The organism is Janthinobacterium sp. GMG1, assembly GCF_034427795.1.
Classification (GTDB): Bacteria; Pseudomonadota; Gammaproteobacteria; order Burkholderiales; family Burkholderiaceae_D; genus Janthinobacterium.
The window spans coordinates 189,507-205,932 of record NZ_JAXQNT010000006.1 but is presented as its reverse complement, the minus strand read 5'-3'; the positions used below and the strand labels follow the sequence as shown (position 1 = coordinate 205,932).

The window sequence follows — 16,426 nt, the reverse complement described above, 5'->3', positions numbered from 1 at the left end:
TCACAATTTCGTTTTCCTGCATCTGTCATGGTTCGTCGCAAGCGCCTAAGCTGTTCCTGTCAGCACAACAGGAGCGATGCCATGCATACCGACCACGAATTACGCAGCGAACGGCCCTTACGCCTGGAAAAAGCGCACGCCAGGGTCATCGAATGCCTGTCCGGCACGGCGTGGATCACGGCCTACGCCCAGTTCGAGGATTGCGTGCTGCGCAGCGGCGAACGCTACACGATACCGAATGACGGCCTGGTCCTGGTCGAAGCCGTGGGCAGCGGACACATCCGCGTACATGGCACAGCCACACCCCGGTCCGCCCTGCTGCGCTGGCTGCACCTGGCACTGCCTCACACACTGAATACAAGGAATACATGATTCAAGAACCACTGCGCGTCCTCATCACGGGCGCCGCCGGCGTTATCGGCACCGCTTTCTGGAAGCGCCGGCACGGGGAATTCTCCCTGCGCCTGGCCGACCTGCACACAGGGAAGCTGGCCGAAGCGCCCTGCCCGTCCATGCAGCTCGATGTCAGCGACTATGCCGCCTGCCTGGCCGCCTGTGCCGATATCGATGTAGTGCTGCACCTGGCCGGCGTGCCGCACGCCAGCGCCGATTTCGATGCGCAGCTGCTGCAGCCGAATATCGTCGGCACGCACAACATCTTCCGCGCGGCGCAGGCGCAAGGCGTGAAAAGAGTCGTGTTTGCCAGCAGCGCGCAAGCCGTCGAGGGCTATCCGCTGGACGTGCAAGTGCAGGAAAACATGCCGGCCCGGCCCGCCAATATGTATGGTGCCAGCAAGGCTTTCGGCGAAGGCGTGGCGTCGGCCTTCGCCCACCAGCATGGCATGACGGCGATTGCCGTGCGCATCGCCAACGTGGCCAACTTTGCGCCAGGTCAACAGCACAGCGCGCGCGACATCGCCGCCTTCAGCAGCGAGCGGGACGTGGTGCAATTGCTGGCCCGCTGCGTGAGCGCGGACGTGCCGGCCGGCTACCACGTCGTGCATGGCGTGTCGGACAACCGCTACAAGCGGCTAGCCATCGAAGCGACGCGCCAGGTGGTGGGCTACGCGCCGCAGGATGACGGTTTTAGCTTGCTGGGACTGTAGCCTCAGCCCTTCCCTGCTTTCCTGTCCAGCTCGCGCAGCCAGGCCAGCTTGTCGGCAATTTTACTTTCCAGGCCGCGCGGCACGGGCTGGTACCAGCCCGGTTCGGCCATGCCGTCCGGGAAGTAGGTTTCACCGGCCGCATACGCATCGGGTTCGTCGTGCGCGTAGCGGTAGGCGTGGCCGTAGCCCAGTTCCTTCATCAGCTTCGTCGGCGCATTGCGCAAGTGCACGGGCACTTCCTTCGACTTGTCCTTCTTGACAAACGCCATGGCCGTATTGAACGCGTTATAGCCGGCATTGCTTTTCGCGGCGATCGCCAGGTAGATGACGGCCTGGCCCAGCGCCAGCTCGCCTTCGGGCGAACCGAGCCGTTCATACGTTTCCGCCGCATCATTGACCATGGTCAAGGCACGGGGGTCGGCCAGGCCGATGTCTTCCCAGGCCATGCGCACGATGCGCCGCGACAAATAACGGGGGTCGGCGCCGCCGTCGATCATGCGGCAAAACCAGTACAGGGCCGCGTCCGGGTTCGAGCCGCGCACGGATTTATGCAGGGCGGAAATCTGGTCATAGAAATTGTCGCCGCCCTTGTCGAAGCGGCGCGAATTCAAGGTGAGCGCATTGTCGACGAAGGCCGCGTCGATTTTGGTCGTGCCCGTCGAGCTGGCGGCCGTCTCGGCCTGTTCCAGCGAATTCAGGAAGCGGCGCGCATCGCCGTCCGCGTAGCCGATCAGGGTATCGGCGGCCGCCTCGTCAAAGGTCAGGTGCGTCAGGGCCGTGGACTGCGCCTTGGCCAGCAACTGCTTCATCTCGTCTTCGTTGAGCGACTTTAATACATACACTTGCGCGCGCGACAGCAGCGCCGAGTTCACTTCGAAACTGGGGTTTTCCGTCGTCGCGCCGATGAAGGTCACCAGGCCCGATTCGACGAAGGGCAGCAAGGCGTCCTGCTGCGATTTATTAAACCTGTGGATCTCGTCGACGAACAATAAAGTGTGCTTGCCGAACTGGTCCAGGCTGTGGCGGGCCTGGTCCATGGCTGCGCGGATATCTTTTACACCCGCAAACACGGCGGACAAGGCGATGAATTCGCTGTCGAACGCGTTCGCCATCAGGCGCGCCAGAGTCGTCTTGCCCACGCCGGGCGGCCCCCACAAGATCATCGAGTGGGCCTTGCCCGCCTCGAACGCGAGGCGCAGCGGCTTGCCCACGCCCAGCAGATGCGTCTGGCCGATGACTTCGTTTAGGGTGGCTGGCCGCAAGGCTTCGGCCAGCGGCTGGCGTGGTGCGGTGGAAAAGAGATCCGCCATAATGAGTTACCTAATAAGAATGCAAAAGCCCCGCATTGCTGCGAGGCCGGCTCATACGCAAGGCGCGACAGTCTTAATTATTAATGACGTCGGCACCCTTGGGCATGACAAATTTAAAGTGATTAGCCGAAAGCGCCGGATTTTTCTGGAAATTCTTGAACGCCAGCACCGAGGTCTGCCCGAACGAATCGCGCAATTCCATCGCTTCCGGCACGCCATTGCGCAGGCCGATGGTGATTTCGTCAAACGTTGTGTCCTTGGCTTTCGGCGTCGCTTTCAGCCATTCCAGGCCATCGCGCGTGCCCGCTTCAGCCAGGGTGAAATTCTTTTCCAGGTCGTTGCTGCCGAACAAGATGGCCGCTGGCGAGGAACCGAGCGCGTCGCCCAGTTTCTTGACCGTTACCTGGCTCAAGTCCTTGTCATAGATATACAGCTTGTCGCCATCGGCTTGCAGCAGCTGCTCGTACGGTTTCAGATACGTCCAGATAAACTTGCCTGGACGGGCAAACTCGAACGTGCCACTGGCCGGTGTCGACACTTTCGACTTGCCGCTGGCGTCCGCCTTCTTGACCTGGCGCTGCACGAACTCGCCCTTGGCCGACTTGGTGCCGGCCGCAAAGCTCTTGAACTGTTCCAACGCGCTGGCCGAGGCACTGGCCGCGAACAGCAGGCCGCAGGCAACGCTGGCCGCGCCGATCATCATTTTTGCTGCGAAAGTATTGCTTTTCATTCTTTACCCTTGTTCGGCACTTGCCGCCGGCACCAGGATTTCCCGGTTGCCATTGGATTGCATGGTTGATACCACCCCGCTCTGCTCCATCTGCTCGAGCAGACGGGCGGCGCGGTTGTAGCCGATGCGCAAATGGCGCTGCACCAGCGAAATCGAGGCGCGGCGGTTTTTCAGCACCACCGCCACCGCCTGGTCATACAGGGCATCGGCCTCGCCGCCGCCCTCGCCCGGCGCGCCGCCTTCGGCGCCGTCGCCTTCCAGGGTGCCGCCTTCGAGGATGCCCTCGATGTAATTCGGTTCGCCCTGCAGCTTCAGATGGCTGACAACGCGGTGGACTTCTTCATCGGACACGAACGCGCCGTGCACGCGCATCGGCAAACCGGTGCCGGGCGGCATGTACAGCATGTCGCCCATGCCCAGCAGGGTTTCCGCGCCCATCTGGTCGAGAATGGTGCGCGAGTCGATCTTCGACGATACCTGGAAAGCGATACGCGTCGGGATGTTCGCCTTGATCAAGCCCGTGATCACGTCTACAGATGGGCGCTGCGTGGCCAGAATCAAGTGCAAGCCGGCGGCGCGCGCCTTTTGCGCGATACGCGCGATCAATTCCTCGACTTTTTTGCCCACTACCATCATCAAATCGGCCAGTTCGTCGATGATGATGACGATGGTCGGCAGTTTTTCCAGCGGCTCCGGCGAGTCCGGTGTCAGGCTGAACGGATTCGGGATGTGTTCTTCGCGCTTTTTCGCGTCGGCAATCTTCGCGTTGTAGCCGGCCAGGTTACGCACGCCCATCTTGCTCATCAGCTTGTAGCGGCGTTCCATCTCGTTCACGGCCCAGTTCAGCGCATGGCCGGCCTGGCGCATGTCGGTGACGACGGGCGCCAGCAAGTGCGGAATGCCTTCGTAGACAGACATTTCCAGCATCTTCGGATCGATCAGGATCAAACGCACATCGAGCGGGTCGGATTTGTACAGCAGCGACAGAATCGTCGCATTGATGCCGACCGATTTACCGGAACCGGTAGTACCGGCCACCAGCAAGTGGGGCATCTTGGCCAGATCCGCCACGACGGGCTTGCCGGCGATATCCTTGCCCAGCGCAATCGTCAGGCTCGATACGCCATCGTTGTAGACCTTGGAGCCAAGGATTTCCGTCAGGCGCACGATCTGGCGCTTGCTATTCGGCAATTCCAGCGCCATGTAATTCTTGCCGGGAATGGTTTCCACTACACGGATGGAAGTAAGCGACAGCGAACGGGCCAGGTCGCGCGCCAGGCCGACGATCTGGCTGCCCTTGACGCCCGTGGCCGGCTCGATTTCATAGCGCGTCACCACAGGGCCGGGGTAAGCGGCCACTACCTTGGCATCCACGCCAAAGTCCGACAATTTCTTTTCGATCAGGCGGCTCGTGAATTCCAGGGTTTCCACGGAAACCGTTTCCACCACGGGTGGCGCTTCATCGAGCAAGGACAGCGGCGGCAGCTTGCCGTCGCCGGGGGTTTCAAACAGATGCGCCTGGCGTTCCTTCTCCACGCGCTCCGATTTCACCACGGTCACCACCTGCGGCTCGATCTTCACGGGCGGCGCGGCCACATGTTTCTCCACGTGCTTGGCCCGTTCGATGACCACCACTTCGTCGCGGCGCACGGCAGCCACTTCGCCCTGGCGGCGGTCTTCGCGGTCCTGGTAGCGCAGCACGAACCAGTTGAAGGCATCTTCGATGGCGCCGCCGATGCGTTCGGCCACTTGCAGCCACGATACGTGGAAGAACAGGGAAAAGCCCAGGCCGAACAGCAGCAACAGTAATAAAGTCGCGCCCGTGAAACCAAAGGCCACGTGGGCCGAGTGCCCCACCAGCTGGCCCAGCACGCCACCGGGATCGCGCGGCAGCTGCACGTGCAGGCTTTTCGCCATGCGCAGGTATTCGAGTCCCATGCTGCCGATCAGCATGATGGAGAAGCCGACGATGCGGATCAGCATCTCGACGTGGTGCTCGCGCTCCACCTCTTCCTCTTCCAGCAGGAAGCGGCGGCTCAGGCGGCGATAGCCATGCCACACCGTGCGCAGCAGCCACACGCACCACCACCAGGCGGAAAAGCCGAAGATATACAGCAACAGATCGGAGAAGGTCGCACCGAGCTTGCCGCCCAGGTTGGCGACCTTGTCGACGTTGGTGGCATGCGACCAGCCCGGGTCGAGCTTGTTGAAGCTGGCCAGTATCAGCACGAAATACAGGGCAAACGCGGCCAGCGCGAACCAGCGCGCCTCGGACAGCAGCCGCACCAGCCGGTTGGGCAGGGGCCGGCGTTCGACCGGTTTTCGGGTGTAGCTATTTTGATTGGCCTGGGCTGGTTTAGTCATTCTGGGAAGCGCTGCAAGGTGAAAAATGTTTCTGAAAGGGAATTTCCCATAATAAGGAAGTATTCTAAGCCATATATGCCCCGGACGGCCCCACGATTCGTCGCTACAGGCGGCTTGGTCTATAATCGTGGATTGCTTGCGCAAGCGCAATACGCCCTTGTTCTTCGCGCGTATGCCCCCAATTCGGATAGACCCCACTCATAGAGAAGCTTCCCATGACCACTACCAAACACGCCCGCGTTTTGATCCTCGGCTCCGGCCCAGCCGGCTACAGCGCCGCCGTCTACGCCGCCCGCGCCAACCTGAACCCGATGCTGGTCACCGGCGTGGAACAAGGCGGCCAGTTGATGACCACCACCGACGTGGAAAACTGGCCTGGCGACCCGATGGGCGTGCAAGGCCCGGACCTGATGCAGCGCTTGCTGCAACACGCCGAGCGTTTCAATACGGAAATCGTGTTTGACCACATCCACACCACCTTCCTGAATGAAAAACCGATCCGCCTGAAGGGCGACAGCCACGAATACACGTGCGACACCTTGATCATCGCCACGGGCGCGTCCGCGCAATACCTGGGTCTGCCATCGGAAGCGGAATTCATGGGCAAGGGCGTGTCCGCCTGCGCCACCTGCGATGGCTTCTTCTACCGCAACCAGGAAGTGGCCGTTGTCGGCGGCGGCAACACGGCCGTCGAAGAAGCGCTGTACCTGTCGAACATCGCCAATAAAGTCACGCTGATCCACCGCCGCGACAAGTTCCGCGCGGAAGCGATCCTGATCGACCGCCTGAACGCCAAGGTTGCCGAAGGCAAGATTGTGTTGAAATATAACCACACTCTGGATGAAGTGACAGGCAACGAAGGCGGCGTGACGGGTCTGAACATCAAGTCCACCATCGACGGCAAGGTTGAAGCGCTCTCCGTGCACGGCGTGTTCATCGCCATCGGCCACAAGCCGAACACGGGCATCTTCGAAGGCCAGCTGGAAATGCACAACGGCTACATCAAGACCAAAACTGGCCTGGAAGGCATGGCCACGGCCACCAGCGCACCGGGCGTGTTTGCCGCCGGCGACGTGCAAGACCATATCTACCGCCAGGCCATCACCAGCGCCGGCACGGGTTGCATGGCAGCACTGGACGCCCAGCGCTACCTGGAAGGCCAGGAGTAAGCGTCGCATGGCGTCGATGAAAGACTTTGCCGACCTGAAAGCGGTCAGCAAGCAGCTCAAGGAGCAGGCGGATGCGCGCGCGCAAGCCGCGGCTGAGCGCGCGCAGCAGGTCAAGGTGCAAGCCGTGGAGAGCAATCTGTTCAAGGCCAGCATCGGCGGCGTCAAGCGCCTGCCCGAGTCGGACCGCTACGTGCCCAGCCTGCCCAAGGCGGGCGCCATGGCGGCCCAGCAGCCGGCGCGCAAGTTGTCTCCGGAAGAGGACGATGCTGCCGTGTTGCGCGAATCGCTGTCGGACTTGTTTGAAGTCGACCATTACCTGGAAAACGATCCGGCCCTGAACTACGCCCGTCCCGGCGTGGGACCGGACGTGGTCAAGAAGATGCGCAAGGGCCACTGGCCTATCCAGGATGAGCTGGACTTGCACGGCTTGCGCCGTGACGAGGCGCGCGACGGTATCGGCGCCTTTTTGAACCAGGCGACGCGGCGCAAGCTGCGCTGCGTGCGCGTGATCCACGGCAAGGGTTTTGGCTCGAAAGGCCAGGAACCGGTCTTGAAATCGATGGTGCACAGCTGGCTCGTGCAAAAGGATGAAGTCATCGCCTTTTGCCAGGCGCGCCGCTCCGAAGGAGGCGATGGCGCCCTCGTCGTTTTACTTTCCGCAGCGCTGCAGCCCATCCGTTAGCCTTGACAGCAAGATCACAATTCAATAACAAGTTCCGCACTGCACACGGCCCCGTTTGTCACCATTCGGGGCCGTGTCATGTTAACCTGTGACAATTATTTCCTGCTCAAGCGCTCCGCCCATGATGCCACCCCAATTGCCGCCTGGCTCGCTGATCAAGATCATTGAGGTCATCGCCATCCTGGTGGGCGCGTTTTCCGGCTTCATCGAAGCGCGCCGCAAGCGCATGGACCTGGTCGGCGTGTTCGTCGTGGCGTTCATCACGGCATTCGGCGGCGGCACCCTGCGCGACATCCTGCTCGACAAGCGCCCCCTGTTCTGGGTTTCGCACCAGGAATACGCGATCCTCATCTTCGTGCTGGCCCTGACGGCCGCGCCCTTGATCCAGCATTTGCGGCAAATCGTCTCGGAACGCCTGATCGTCATCGCGGACGCCATCGGCCTGGGCATGTTCGCCATCGCGGGCGTGGCTGAAGCCATGCGCGCCGGCATGCCGATCTTCATCGCCTCGATGATGGGGGTGATTACGGGGATTTTTGGCGGCGTGATGCGCGACATCGTCTGCAACGAAGTGCCGATGGTGTTTCGCGACGGCAAACCATATGCGATCTGCGCCTTCTTCGGCTGCTGGGCTTATTTATTGCAGATGCACTTCGGCGCCGAGCACGACTTCGCGCTGTGGACCAGCGCCAGCGGCATCACGATTCTGCGCCTGATCTGCTGGAAATTCGACATGCGCCTGGGACGCTGAAGGTCAGCGGCCCAGGCTGAAACACTTACACGGCGTCGGGGCCAGTCTCGCCCGTGCGGATGCGGATGACTTGCTCCACATCGCGCACGAAGATCTTGCCGTCGCCGATCTTGCCCGTGCGGGCCGCCTTGATGATGGCGTCGACCACCAGTTCCGACACGCTGTCGTCCACCACCACTTCGACTTTGACTTTCGGCAAGAAGTCGACCACGTACTCGGCGCCACGGTACAGCTCGGTATGGCCCTTCTGGCGGCCAAAGCCCTTCACTTCCGTCACGGTCAAGCCCGTCACGTTCACGTCGGCCAGGGCTTCGCGTACTTCGTCGAGCTTGAATGGTTTGATGATGGCGGTAATCTGTTTCATGGCTTTCTCCTTATTGGTAATCGTCAGTTCTTCATTGGCTGGCTTAACGGGACCCCGCAAAACCGTAGCGAGCAAGTTCAATACCGGGTTGAGTAGCGGAGCCGTACTTTAGTACGGTGAGCAACGGATGCCCGGTAGTGAGCTGCGCAGTAGGTTTGGCGGGGTTCCCCACGTTATTCGTAGAATTTCGACGTAATCGGGTAGCGCCAGTCGCGGCCGAAGCCACGGTGTGTGACGCGGATGCCCACCGGCGACTGACGCCGCTTGTATTCATTGATCTTGATCAGGCGCGTGACCCGGGCCACATCGGCCGGCGGGTAGCCAGCCTCGATAATCTCGGCGATCGGCCGGTTTTCTTCCATGTACAGCTGCATGATGCCGTCGAGTACGTCATATGGCGGCAAGGAATCCTGATCCAGCTGGTCGGCGCGCAATTCGGCCGACGGTCCGCGCGTCAGGATGCGCTCGGGAATCACGTCCGACACGCTGTTGCGCCATGTGCACAAGCGGTACACGAGGGTCTTGGCGATATCCTTGATCACGGCAAAGCCGCCCGCCATGTCGCCGTACAGGGTGCAATAGCCGACCGCCATCTCGCTCTTGTTGCCCGTCGTCAAGACGATACTGCCATGCTTGTTCGACAGGGCCATCAGCAGGGTGCCGCGGATGCGCGCCTGGATATTCTCTTCCGTCGCGTCTTCCGCCAGTCCGGCGAACTCGTCAGCCAAGGTGGCACGGAAAGCGTCAAAGGTTTGCTTGATCGGAATTTCATCGTAGCGCACATTGAGGCGTTTTACCATGTCGCGTGAATCGATCCATGAGATATCGGCCGTAAATTGCGATGGCATCATCACGGCGCGCACCTTGTCGGCGCCCAGCGCATCGACGGCGATGGCCAGGGTCAGGGCGGAATCGACGCCGCCGGACATGCCGATCAGCACGCCAGGGAAGCCGTTCTTGCCGATATAGTCGCGCACGCCCAGCACCAGCGCCTGGTACACCTGCGCTTCGGTGGTCAATGGCGTGGCCAGCGGCTGCGGCACGGGCGAGGCGCCGTCGAAGTCGACCAGTTGCAAGTCTTCCTCGAAGTGACGCAACTGGGCGCAAATCGTGCCGGCCGCATCCATGACGAACGAGTCGCCATCGAAAATCAGTTCATCCTGGCCACCGACCAGGTTGGCATACACGAGCGCCATGCCTTGCGCGCTGACATTCTTGCGCATAGTTTCATAGCGCAGATGCTGCTTGTTCATGTGGTACGGCGAGCCGTTCGGCACCAGCAGCACTTGCGCGCCGGCCGCGCGGGCGCGCATGGGCGCATGCTCGAACCACGTGTCTTCGCAGATATTGATGCCGAAACGCACGCCCTTCACGCCAAACACGAAAGCCTGGTCGGACGACGTGAAGTAACGCTTTTCATCGAACACGGTCGTGTTCGGCAAGTCGTGCTTGCGGTAGGTACCCAGCACTTCACCGTTGAGCAGCACGGAGGCGGCGTTGTGGCGCACTCCCTTCTCGTCTTGCAGGGGCAAGCCCACCACCACGTGCAAATCCTTGAACTGGGCCAGGTCGGCAGCCAGTCCCGCAAACGCTTCCTGCGTTTTTGCGTAGAATGCATTGCGCAGCAATAAGTCCTCGGGTGGATAGCCGACCAGCGACAGTTCCGGCGTGAGCACGATATCGGCGCCCGCCTCGAACGCGCGGCGGGAAAGGTCGAAGATCTTGGCACGGTTGCCGGCCAGATCGCCGACCGTACTATTCATTTGAGCAATTGCGACTTTGACTGTCATGATGATGATGGATATTTTCGTTCTATTAAACAAGACAGGGGCGCACAGGCCGATGGTGGCGCCCCGAGAGTGATGAATGCACACTACAACAATGAATTATCGCACGGCTATCGTCACTACCCTGGCTGAAATTGGCGAAGCGGCCTGGTCTGAACTGCTGGCAAGCCAGGCGGACGCCACTCCCTTCCTTTCCTACGCCTTTTTGCACGCGCTGCACGAGTCCGGCTGCGCCAGCGCGGACACGGGCTGGCAGCCGAATTACCTGGTGCTGTGGCAAGGCGAGGTGCTGGCCGCCGCCCTGCCCCTGTACCTGAAAATGCACTCGTATGGCGAGTACGTGTTCGACTGGGCCTGGGCCGATGCATATCAGCAACATGGTCTCGAATATTACCCGAAACTGCTGTCTGCGATACCGTTTACGCCTGTGAGCGGCACGCGCTTGCTGGCCCGCGATGGCGAGGCGCGCGCCGCCCTGCTGGCCTTCCTGCAGGCCCAGCAACAAGCCAGCGACGTATCCTCCTGCCACATCCTGTTCCCACCGGAAAGCGAAGCGCACCAGCTGGCGCAAGCCGGCTACCTGATGCGTAGTGGCGTGCAGTTTCACTGGCTCAATCCCGGCTACACGGATTTCGAGCAATTCCTCGCCACCCTGGAACACAAGAAGCGCAAGAATATCCGCGCCGAGCGGCGCAAGGTGCGGGAAGCAGGCATCACCCTGCGCCAGGTACGCGGCATCGACGCCCTGGACGCCGACTGGCAGCTGTTCCACCGCTGCTACAGCAATACCTATGCGGAACACCGCTCCTCGCCCTATCTGTCGCTGGACTTCTTCCGGCGCATCGGCGCCAGCATGCCTGAAAACATTCTCCTGGTGATCGCCGAGCGCGAAGGCCTGGCCATTGCCGCCTCGCTGGTGATCCACACGGCAGACACTTTATATGGCCGCTACTGGGGCGCGCTCGAGCACGTGCCCTGCCTGCATTTCGAGACGGCCTACTACCAGCCGCTGGAATTCTGCATCGCCAACGGCATCGCCACCTTCGAGGGCGGCGCCCAAGGCGAACACAAGATGGCGCGCGGCTTCCTGCCGCAAAAGACGTGGTCGGCCCACTGGCTGGCGCACCCGGCCTTTGCGGACGCCGTGCAGCGCTTCCTCGAGCGCGAACGGGGCGGCATCGATGCCTACCTCGATGAATTGAACGAGCACAGTCCGTTTCGCGCATAAAAAAACGCTCCCGACCATGACTGGCAGGGGAGCGTTTTCTATTTTACTGCGTGTACTTAGGCTTTGGCGGCATCGGCCTTGAACGCGGCGACGCCGCTCAGGATTTCTTCCTTGGCGATTTCCGGACCATACCAGCCGTCGATCTTGACCCATTTGCCTTTTTCCAGATCCTTGTAGTGCTCAAAGAAATGCTGGATTTGGCGCAAACGCAGTTCGTTCAGATCTTCCGGCTTTTGCCAGTGGCTGTAGATCGACAGGACCTTGTCGACTGGCACGGCCAGCACTTTCGCGTCTTCGCCCGACTCGTCGGTCATTTTCAGCACGCCGATAGGACGGCAGCGCACGACCACGCCAGGGATCAGCGGGAACGGGGTGATGACCAGCACGTCAACCGGGTCGCCGTCCGGCGATAGGGTGTTCGGCACGTAGCCGTAGTTGCACGGGTAATGCATGGCGGTACCCATGAAGCGATCAACGAAGATCGCGCCGCTTTCCTTGTCGACTTCGTACTTGATCGGATCGGCATTCATCGGGATTTCGATGACGACGTTGAAATCGTTCGGCAGGTCGCGGCCGGAAGAGACGTTATTCAAACTCATGGGGTTCCTCATTAGCGGATGGTGTTTTAACCGCGCAATTATAGCGAAGTACAGGCAGCTTGTGCGATGCAGCAGCGGCCCGCCGGTGTTTTGCGCGTCCTGCCAGCAACAGTGCCATGCACGGCCTGCGGGCACGCGCAGCCTGCCCGCGAAAGAATAAACAGACCACTCAAAATAATAAGTAAAAACACTTAAGTAATACTACGCTTACGCCTGAATTAATACCTGGAATATCTTCGTATTTTCATTTCAATATCACCATGCGGCAGGCATGGTTATTATAAGCGGCATTGCATTTATTGCAGCCACTTATAACAACAATTCGACCATCATTCATCCGGTGATACCTGCACATAATGACGCTGGCGTTTCAACATGCTGCGCCGAACGCCGGCCAGCCCGGCAATCTCCGCTTCCAGCATAATATTTGCTCTTATTTGAAGAGTTTATTTGATTCAAATGGCGACCTCGCCAAAAAATGGCACGACCAGAAGACAATCATCAATTCTGATAAACTATAACATTCTTGTGATTCCAAACTTTGTATATTCTGCAATCGACGCCTTCCCTGAATTCAATATGGCGCATCCACGCGCCACCGATAAATCCTTGCAAAAAGGAATATGATGATTCCCTCTTTCCGGCCCGGTCCTTTATTAAAGGTCACCGGCGTTATTTTCATTCTGTTTGGCCTCGCCCTGCTTGGCGGCGGCATCTGGCTGGCCAGTCTCGGCGGCTCCTGGTACTACCTGCTGGCCGGCATCGGCATGCTGGTCGCAGGCGTGCTCGTCTTCAAAGGCAAGCGCAGCGCGCAACCGTTCATGGCCTTCCTGCTGCTCGCCACCCTCATCTGGTCCGTCATTGAAGTGAAATTTGACTGGTGGCAATTGCTGCCGCGCCTCGACATCTGGTTTGCCGCCGCCGTCTGGCTGCTGCTGCCCTTCGTCAGCCGCCGCCTGGCCCCGCCCGCCGCTGGCGCAGCGAAACAGCCGCAAGCGGGCAAGACGGCCCTCTCTGCCGCCGTCGCGCTGACCGTCATTGCCGGCGTCATCGCCCTGCTCCAGGACTACCATGACTTGCATGGCGACGTGCCGGCCGAAAACATGGCAGCCACCGCCACCGGCGATTTCGCGCCTGGCGTCGAACACAACGACTGGTCCGCGTATGGCCGCTCCGGCTATGGCGACCGCTATGCGCCGGCCGCGCAGATCACGCCGGCCAATATTTCCGGTCTGAAGGAAGCCTGGACCTACCACACGGGTGACTTCAAGGGTCCGAACGACCCGGGCGAGATCGCCAACGAAGTCACGCCGCTGAAGGTCAATGACATGCTGTATTTGTGCACGCCACACAATATCGTCATCGCCCTGAACCCGGACACGGGCAAGGAAATCTGGCGCCACGATCCGAAGATCAACCGCGATGCGGCCAGCTACCAGCACATGATCTGCCGTGGCGTGGCGTACTGGGACGTGAACGCGGGCCGCGCCAAAAATAATCCTGCCCCTGAAGCTGCCAGTATGGAATGCCCGCGCCGCATCCTGGCGCCAACCATGGACGGCACCATGATCGCCGTCAATGCCGATACAGGCGAGTCGTGCAAGAGTTTTGGCAAAAATGGCGTCGTTAACCTGTACAAGAACATGGCCATGATCAAGCGCGGTTTCCTGATGCCGACCTCGCCGCCAGCCGTGTCGCAGAAAATGGCCGTGATCGCCGCCAGCGTGACGGACAACCATTCGACGGAAGAGCCATCGGGCGTGATCCGCGGCTACGACCCTGTCACGGGCAAGCTGATGTGGAACTGGGACCCGGCCACGCCGGAAGATACGCAGCCTTTCCCTGAAGGCAAGAACTACACCAACAACTCGCCCAATTCCTGGGGCGTGGCCAGCATCGATGAAAAGCTGGGCATGGTCTACATTCCGATGGGCAATGAAACCCCCGACACCTGGGGCGGCAACCGCAACAAGAACGGCGAGAAATTCAACAGCGCCATCGTCGCGCTGGACCTGGCGACGGGTAAAGTGCGCTGGGTCTACCAGACCGTGCACCACGATATCTGGGACATGGATATCGGCGGCCAGCCATCCCTGGTCGACATCGACACGCCGAAAGGCAAAGTGCCATCCGTGGTGGCCACAACAAAACGGGGCGACATCTATGTGATCGACCGCCGCGACGGCAGCCTGGTCGTGCCGGCGCCGGAAAAACCCGTGCCAACGAGCAATCCTGCCGCTGGCGACACCCTGTCGCCCACGCAGCCGTTCTCGGCCCTGACCTTCTTGCCTGAACGCAATATCAGCGAAGCGGACATGTGGGGCACGACGCCATTCGACCAGCTCGCTTGCCGCATCATCTTCAAGGAACGCCGCTATGAAGGCCCGTTCACGCCGCAAACGGCCGGCAAGGGCGCCGTCATCTCGCCTGGCCCGCTGGGCATCTTCGAATGGGGTGGCGCGGCCATCGACCCCGTGCGCCAGTTGTTGATCGTCAACCCTGACTACATGGGCTTCCTGGAAAAACTCGTGCCGCGCGCAGAAACGACGGCCAAGGGCGGCACGGGCGGCGAAATGGGCTTGCAGCCGCAGACGGGCGTCCCGTTCGCCGTGGAAATCAAGGCCTTCCTGTCGCCGCTGGGCTTCCCATGCCAGGCACCGCCGTGGGGCTATGTGGCCGCCGTCGACCTGCGCACCATGAAAAAAGTGTGGATGCACAAGAACGGCACCACGCGCGACAGCGGTCCCGTGCCGATTCCATTGCCACTGGGCGTGCCCAGCCTGGGCGGCATGGTGACCACCGGCGGTGGCGTGACCTTCCTCAGCAGCACGCTCGACTACTACATCCGCGGCTACGACGTCAGCAATGGTAAAGTCATCTGGAAAGCCCGCTTGCCAGCCGGCGGCCAGGCTACGCCGATGAGCTATGTGTCGAACAAGTCGGGACGCCAGTTCGTCGTCGTCATGGCCGGCGGCCACGGTTCGCTGGGCACGAAGATGAGCGACACCCTGGTCGCGTATGCCTTGCCGGAAGGCACTGCAGCAGTACCGAAGAAATAAAGTAGCAAAGTAGCAGCGCAAAAAAAAGCCGTTCAGTCTGCACTGAACGGCTTTTTTACGTCTGAAGAAACAAGTGGCTTACAGGATGGTAGCCAGTGCGCACTGCCGGTAATGCGCGGCAGCCTGTTCCGTCTGCTGCAAGGCGTCGTGCATCTGCGCCAGCTTCAGGTGGGCGTCGCGCACCATCTGCGGCTCGTTCGCGTCCGACAAAGCCTGCTCCAGGTGGCGCTGGGCCTTGCCCCACAGTTTTTGCTTGAGGCACAGGGTACCCAGGGTCAGCGCCAGTTCCGCGTCCAGCGGACGCTGCTTCATCCATTGCTCGCAATGCTCGATCTGCAGCAGCAGGGCCGGCGTGCCGCTCGGGGCCGCCGCTTCGCGGTAGGCGCGCACGACGCGCTCGTCCCAGTCGGCGGCCAGCGACTCTTCGCACACGAGGCGCGCTTCGTCATGCAGGCCGCGCGCATTCAGGGCCGTGGCGGCGCGGCAGGCGATGTACGGCTTGACCCGGTCCGCGCTTGGCACGGTCGACCACACGCGCATCAGGGATTCCGCGTCATGCGACGGGTCGGACAGCAAATGGTCGTAAGCCAGTTCGCGCAGGCGCGACGACAGGGCCGGATGCAGGGCGCGGTGCTTGTCGAGCGAACGCACGAGGCGCAGCACTTCCGGCCAGTTCTTCGCCTGCTGCTCGGCTTTCAGCGACCATTGCAGCGCGTGGATATGGCGCGTGCCGCTGGCATTGAGTTCGCGCACGGCGGCCAGGGCCGCTTCCGGCTGGTGGTCGTCGACCAGCAATTCCGTCACCGTCATCAAACGGGCCGTCTTCAGGCTGGCATCGCCTTCGACACGCGACAACCAGCTGTCGCGGCGTTCGGACTGGCGCATGCGGTGCGCGGCGCGCGCGCCGATCAGCGCGGCCAGGCCGGCGTTTTCTTCCAGCTCGGCGGCGCGCAAGGCGGCCTTCTCGGCATGGCCGAAACGGCCTTCGAACAGGGCTTTCAAGGCTTCGCGCAAGCCCTTGTTGCCGTCGCGCTCACGCTTGCGCTGGCGGTAGGCCGCCACTTGCGCCGGCATGCGCACGGTGGCGCGCACGGCGCGCACCAGCAGGTACAGCAACACGAACAGCACGACCTGCAGCAGCAGGAAGAAGTTCAGCGACAAATCGATGCGGTACGGCGGGTAGAACAGCACCACATTGCCGGGGTTGAAACGGGCCGTCACGGCGATACCGATCGCCGCGGCCATCAGGGCGAGTAACCAGAGAAATAGACGCATGG

Annotated in this window: 14 protein-coding genes; 7 read left to right on the top strand and 7 right to left on the bottom strand. The window is 61.2% G+C overall.

Going from position 1 to position 16,426, the window contains the following annotated elements:
* Positions 1 to 81 precede the first annotated feature (81 nt).
* A complete protein-coding gene (locus SJI03_RS17575; protein WP_322428045.1) occupies positions 82 to 372 on the top strand; it encodes a DUF2917 domain-containing protein in 291 nt (96 codons plus the stop codon).
* A complete protein-coding gene (locus SJI03_RS17570; protein WP_322428044.1) occupies positions 369 to 1,106 on the top strand; it encodes an NAD(P)-dependent oxidoreductase in 738 nt (245 codons plus the stop codon). The genes SJI03_RS17575 and SJI03_RS17570 overlap by 4 nt, the downstream gene beginning before the upstream one ends.
* A 2-nt stretch (positions 1,107 to 1,108) precedes the next feature.
* Here the strand turns inward: SJI03_RS17570 and SJI03_RS17565 are convergent, their stop codons facing one another.
* The 3 genes from SJI03_RS17565 to SJI03_RS17555 form a co-directional block, all read right to left on the bottom strand.
* Positions 1,109 to 2,416 carry a replication-associated recombination protein A gene (locus SJI03_RS17565; RefSeq protein ID WP_322428043.1) on the bottom strand — a complete coding sequence of 436 codons (1,308 nt, stop codon included), beginning with the start codon at positions 2,414 to 2,416 and terminating at the stop codon, positions 1,109 to 1,111.
* Between the two features lie 73 nt (positions 2,417 to 2,489).
* The gene (lolA, locus tag SJI03_RS17560) at positions 2,490 to 3,119 is read right to left on the bottom strand and encodes an outer membrane lipoprotein chaperone LolA (RefSeq protein ID WP_233516360.1); all 630 of its coding nucleotides are present in this window, start codon (positions 3,117 to 3,119) and stop codon (positions 2,490 to 2,492) included.
* Between the two features lie 30 nt (positions 3,120 to 3,149).
* Positions 3,150 to 5,510 (bottom strand): DNA translocase FtsK, encoded by a 2,361-nt coding sequence (locus tag SJI03_RS17555; protein ID WP_176389470.1) that lies wholly within the window; start codon positions 5,508 to 5,510, stop codon positions 3,150 to 3,152.
* A 215-nt stretch (positions 5,511 to 5,725) separates the two neighbouring features.
* Here SJI03_RS17555 and trxB point away from each other — a divergent pair, with 215 nt between their 5' ends.
* From trxB to SJI03_RS17540, 3 genes are all read left to right on the top strand, one after another.
* Entirely contained in the window at positions 5,726 to 6,679 is a 954-nt protein-coding gene (trxB, locus tag SJI03_RS17550; RefSeq protein ID WP_034786153.1) for a thioredoxin-disulfide reductase, read from the top strand.
* Positions 6,680 to 6,686: 7 nt separating this feature from the next.
* Complete coding sequence (locus SJI03_RS17545; RefSeq protein ID WP_099380552.1) at positions 6,687 to 7,361, top strand: Smr/MutS family protein; 675 nt, start codon at positions 6,687 to 6,689, stop codon at positions 7,359 to 7,361.
* A 121-nt stretch (positions 7,362 to 7,482) separates the two neighbouring features.
* A complete protein-coding gene (locus tag SJI03_RS17540) occupies positions 7,483 to 8,112 on the top strand; it encodes a trimeric intracellular cation channel family protein (protein WP_034786156.1) in 630 nt (209 codons plus the stop codon).
* Between the two features lie 25 nt (positions 8,113 to 8,137).
* Here the strand turns inward: SJI03_RS17540 and SJI03_RS17535 are convergent, their stop codons facing one another.
* Together SJI03_RS17535 and SJI03_RS17530 are read right to left on the bottom strand one after the other, a co-directional pair.
* A complete protein-coding gene (locus tag SJI03_RS17535; RefSeq protein WP_034758685.1) occupies positions 8,138 to 8,476 on the bottom strand; it encodes a P-II family nitrogen regulator in 339 nt (112 codons plus the stop codon).
* Positions 8,477 to 8,649: 173 nt separating this feature from the next.
* Positions 8,650 to 10,266 carry an NAD+ synthase gene (locus SJI03_RS17530; protein ID WP_099380553.1) on the bottom strand — a complete coding sequence of 539 codons (1,617 nt, stop codon included), beginning with the start codon at positions 10,264 to 10,266 and terminating at the stop codon, positions 8,650 to 8,652.
* 91 nt (positions 10,267 to 10,357) lie between these two features.
* On the opposite strand from SJI03_RS17530, the gene SJI03_RS17525 reads away from it, so the two are divergent.
* Positions 10,358 to 11,491 (top strand): GNAT family N-acetyltransferase, encoded by a 1,134-nt coding sequence (locus SJI03_RS17525; protein WP_322428154.1) that lies wholly within the window; start codon positions 10,358 to 10,360, stop codon positions 11,489 to 11,491.
* A gap of 56 nt (positions 11,492 to 11,547) precedes the next feature.
* On the opposite strand, the gene ppa is transcribed toward SJI03_RS17525, so the two are convergent.
* Positions 11,548 to 12,090, bottom strand: a complete 543-nt coding sequence (gene ppa, locus SJI03_RS17520; RefSeq protein ID WP_322428042.1) for an inorganic diphosphatase — start codon at positions 12,088 to 12,090, stop codon at positions 11,548 to 11,550.
* A 623-nt stretch (positions 12,091 to 12,713) separates the two neighbouring features.
* Between ppa and SJI03_RS17515 the strand changes: the two genes are divergently transcribed.
* Positions 12,714 to 15,149: a membrane-bound PQQ-dependent dehydrogenase, glucose/quinate/shikimate family gene (locus SJI03_RS17515; RefSeq protein ID WP_322428041.1), complete on the top strand. Its 2,436-nt coding sequence runs from the start codon at positions 12,714 to 12,716 to the stop codon at positions 15,147 to 15,149.
* 78 nt (positions 15,150 to 15,227) lie between these two features.
* Here the strand turns inward: SJI03_RS17515 and SJI03_RS17510 are convergent, their stop codons facing one another.
* On the bottom strand, positions 15,228 to 16,424 hold the full coding sequence (locus SJI03_RS17510; RefSeq protein ID WP_071653290.1) for a heme biosynthesis protein HemY: 1,197 nt from the start codon (positions 16,422 to 16,424) through the stop codon (positions 15,228 to 15,230).
* Between the last annotated feature and the right edge of the window lie 2 nt (positions 16,425 to 16,426).

Bases quoted from the DNA above. Each gene is read 5' to 3' on its own strand.
- SJI03_RS17570 (WP_322428044.1), top strand. From the start codon at position 369: ATGATTCAAGAACCACTGCGCGTCCTCATCACGGGCGCCGCCGGCGTT.
- SJI03_RS17530 (WP_099380553.1), bottom strand. From the start codon at position 10,266: ATGACAGTCAAAGTCGCAATTGCTCAAATGAATAGTACGGTCGGCGAT.
- SJI03_RS17555 (WP_176389470.1), bottom strand. From the start codon at position 5,510: ATGACTAAACCAGCCCAGGCCAATCAAAATAGCTACACCCGAAAACCG.
- SJI03_RS17565 (WP_322428043.1), bottom strand. From the start codon at position 2,416: ATGGCGGATCTCTTTTCCACCGCACCACGCCAGCCGCTGGCCGAAGCC.
- lolA (WP_233516360.1), bottom strand. From the start codon at position 3,119: ATGATGATCGGCGCGGCCAGCGTTGCCTGCGGCCTGCTGTTCGCGGCC.
- SJI03_RS17545 (WP_099380552.1), top strand. From the start codon at position 6,687: ATGGCGTCGATGAAAGACTTTGCCGACCTGAAAGCGGTCAGCAAGCAG.
- ppa (WP_322428042.1), bottom strand. From the start codon at position 12,090: ATGAGTTTGAATAACGTCTCTTCCGGCCGCGACCTGCCGAACGATTTC.
- SJI03_RS17575 (WP_322428045.1), top strand. From the start codon at position 82: ATGCATACCGACCACGAATTACGCAGCGAACGGCCCTTACGCCTGGAA.
- SJI03_RS17535 (WP_034758685.1), bottom strand. From the start codon at position 8,476: ATGAAACAGATTACCGCCATCATCAAACCATTCAAGCTCGACGAAGTA.
- SJI03_RS17515 (WP_322428041.1), top strand. From the start codon at position 12,714: ATGATGATTCCCTCTTTCCGGCCCGGTCCTTTATTAAAGGTCACCGGC.
- trxB (WP_034786153.1), top strand. From the start codon at position 5,726: ATGACCACTACCAAACACGCCCGCGTTTTGATCCTCGGCTCCGGCCCA.
- SJI03_RS17540 (WP_034786156.1), top strand. From the start codon at position 7,483: ATGATGCCACCCCAATTGCCGCCTGGCTCGCTGATCAAGATCATTGAG.
- SJI03_RS17510 (WP_071653290.1), bottom strand. From the start codon at position 16,424: ATGCGTCTATTTCTCTGGTTACTCGCCCTGATGGCCGCGGCGATCGGT.
- SJI03_RS17525 (WP_322428154.1), top strand. From the start codon at position 10,358: ATGAATTATCGCACGGCTATCGTCACTACCCTGGCTGAAATTGGCGAA.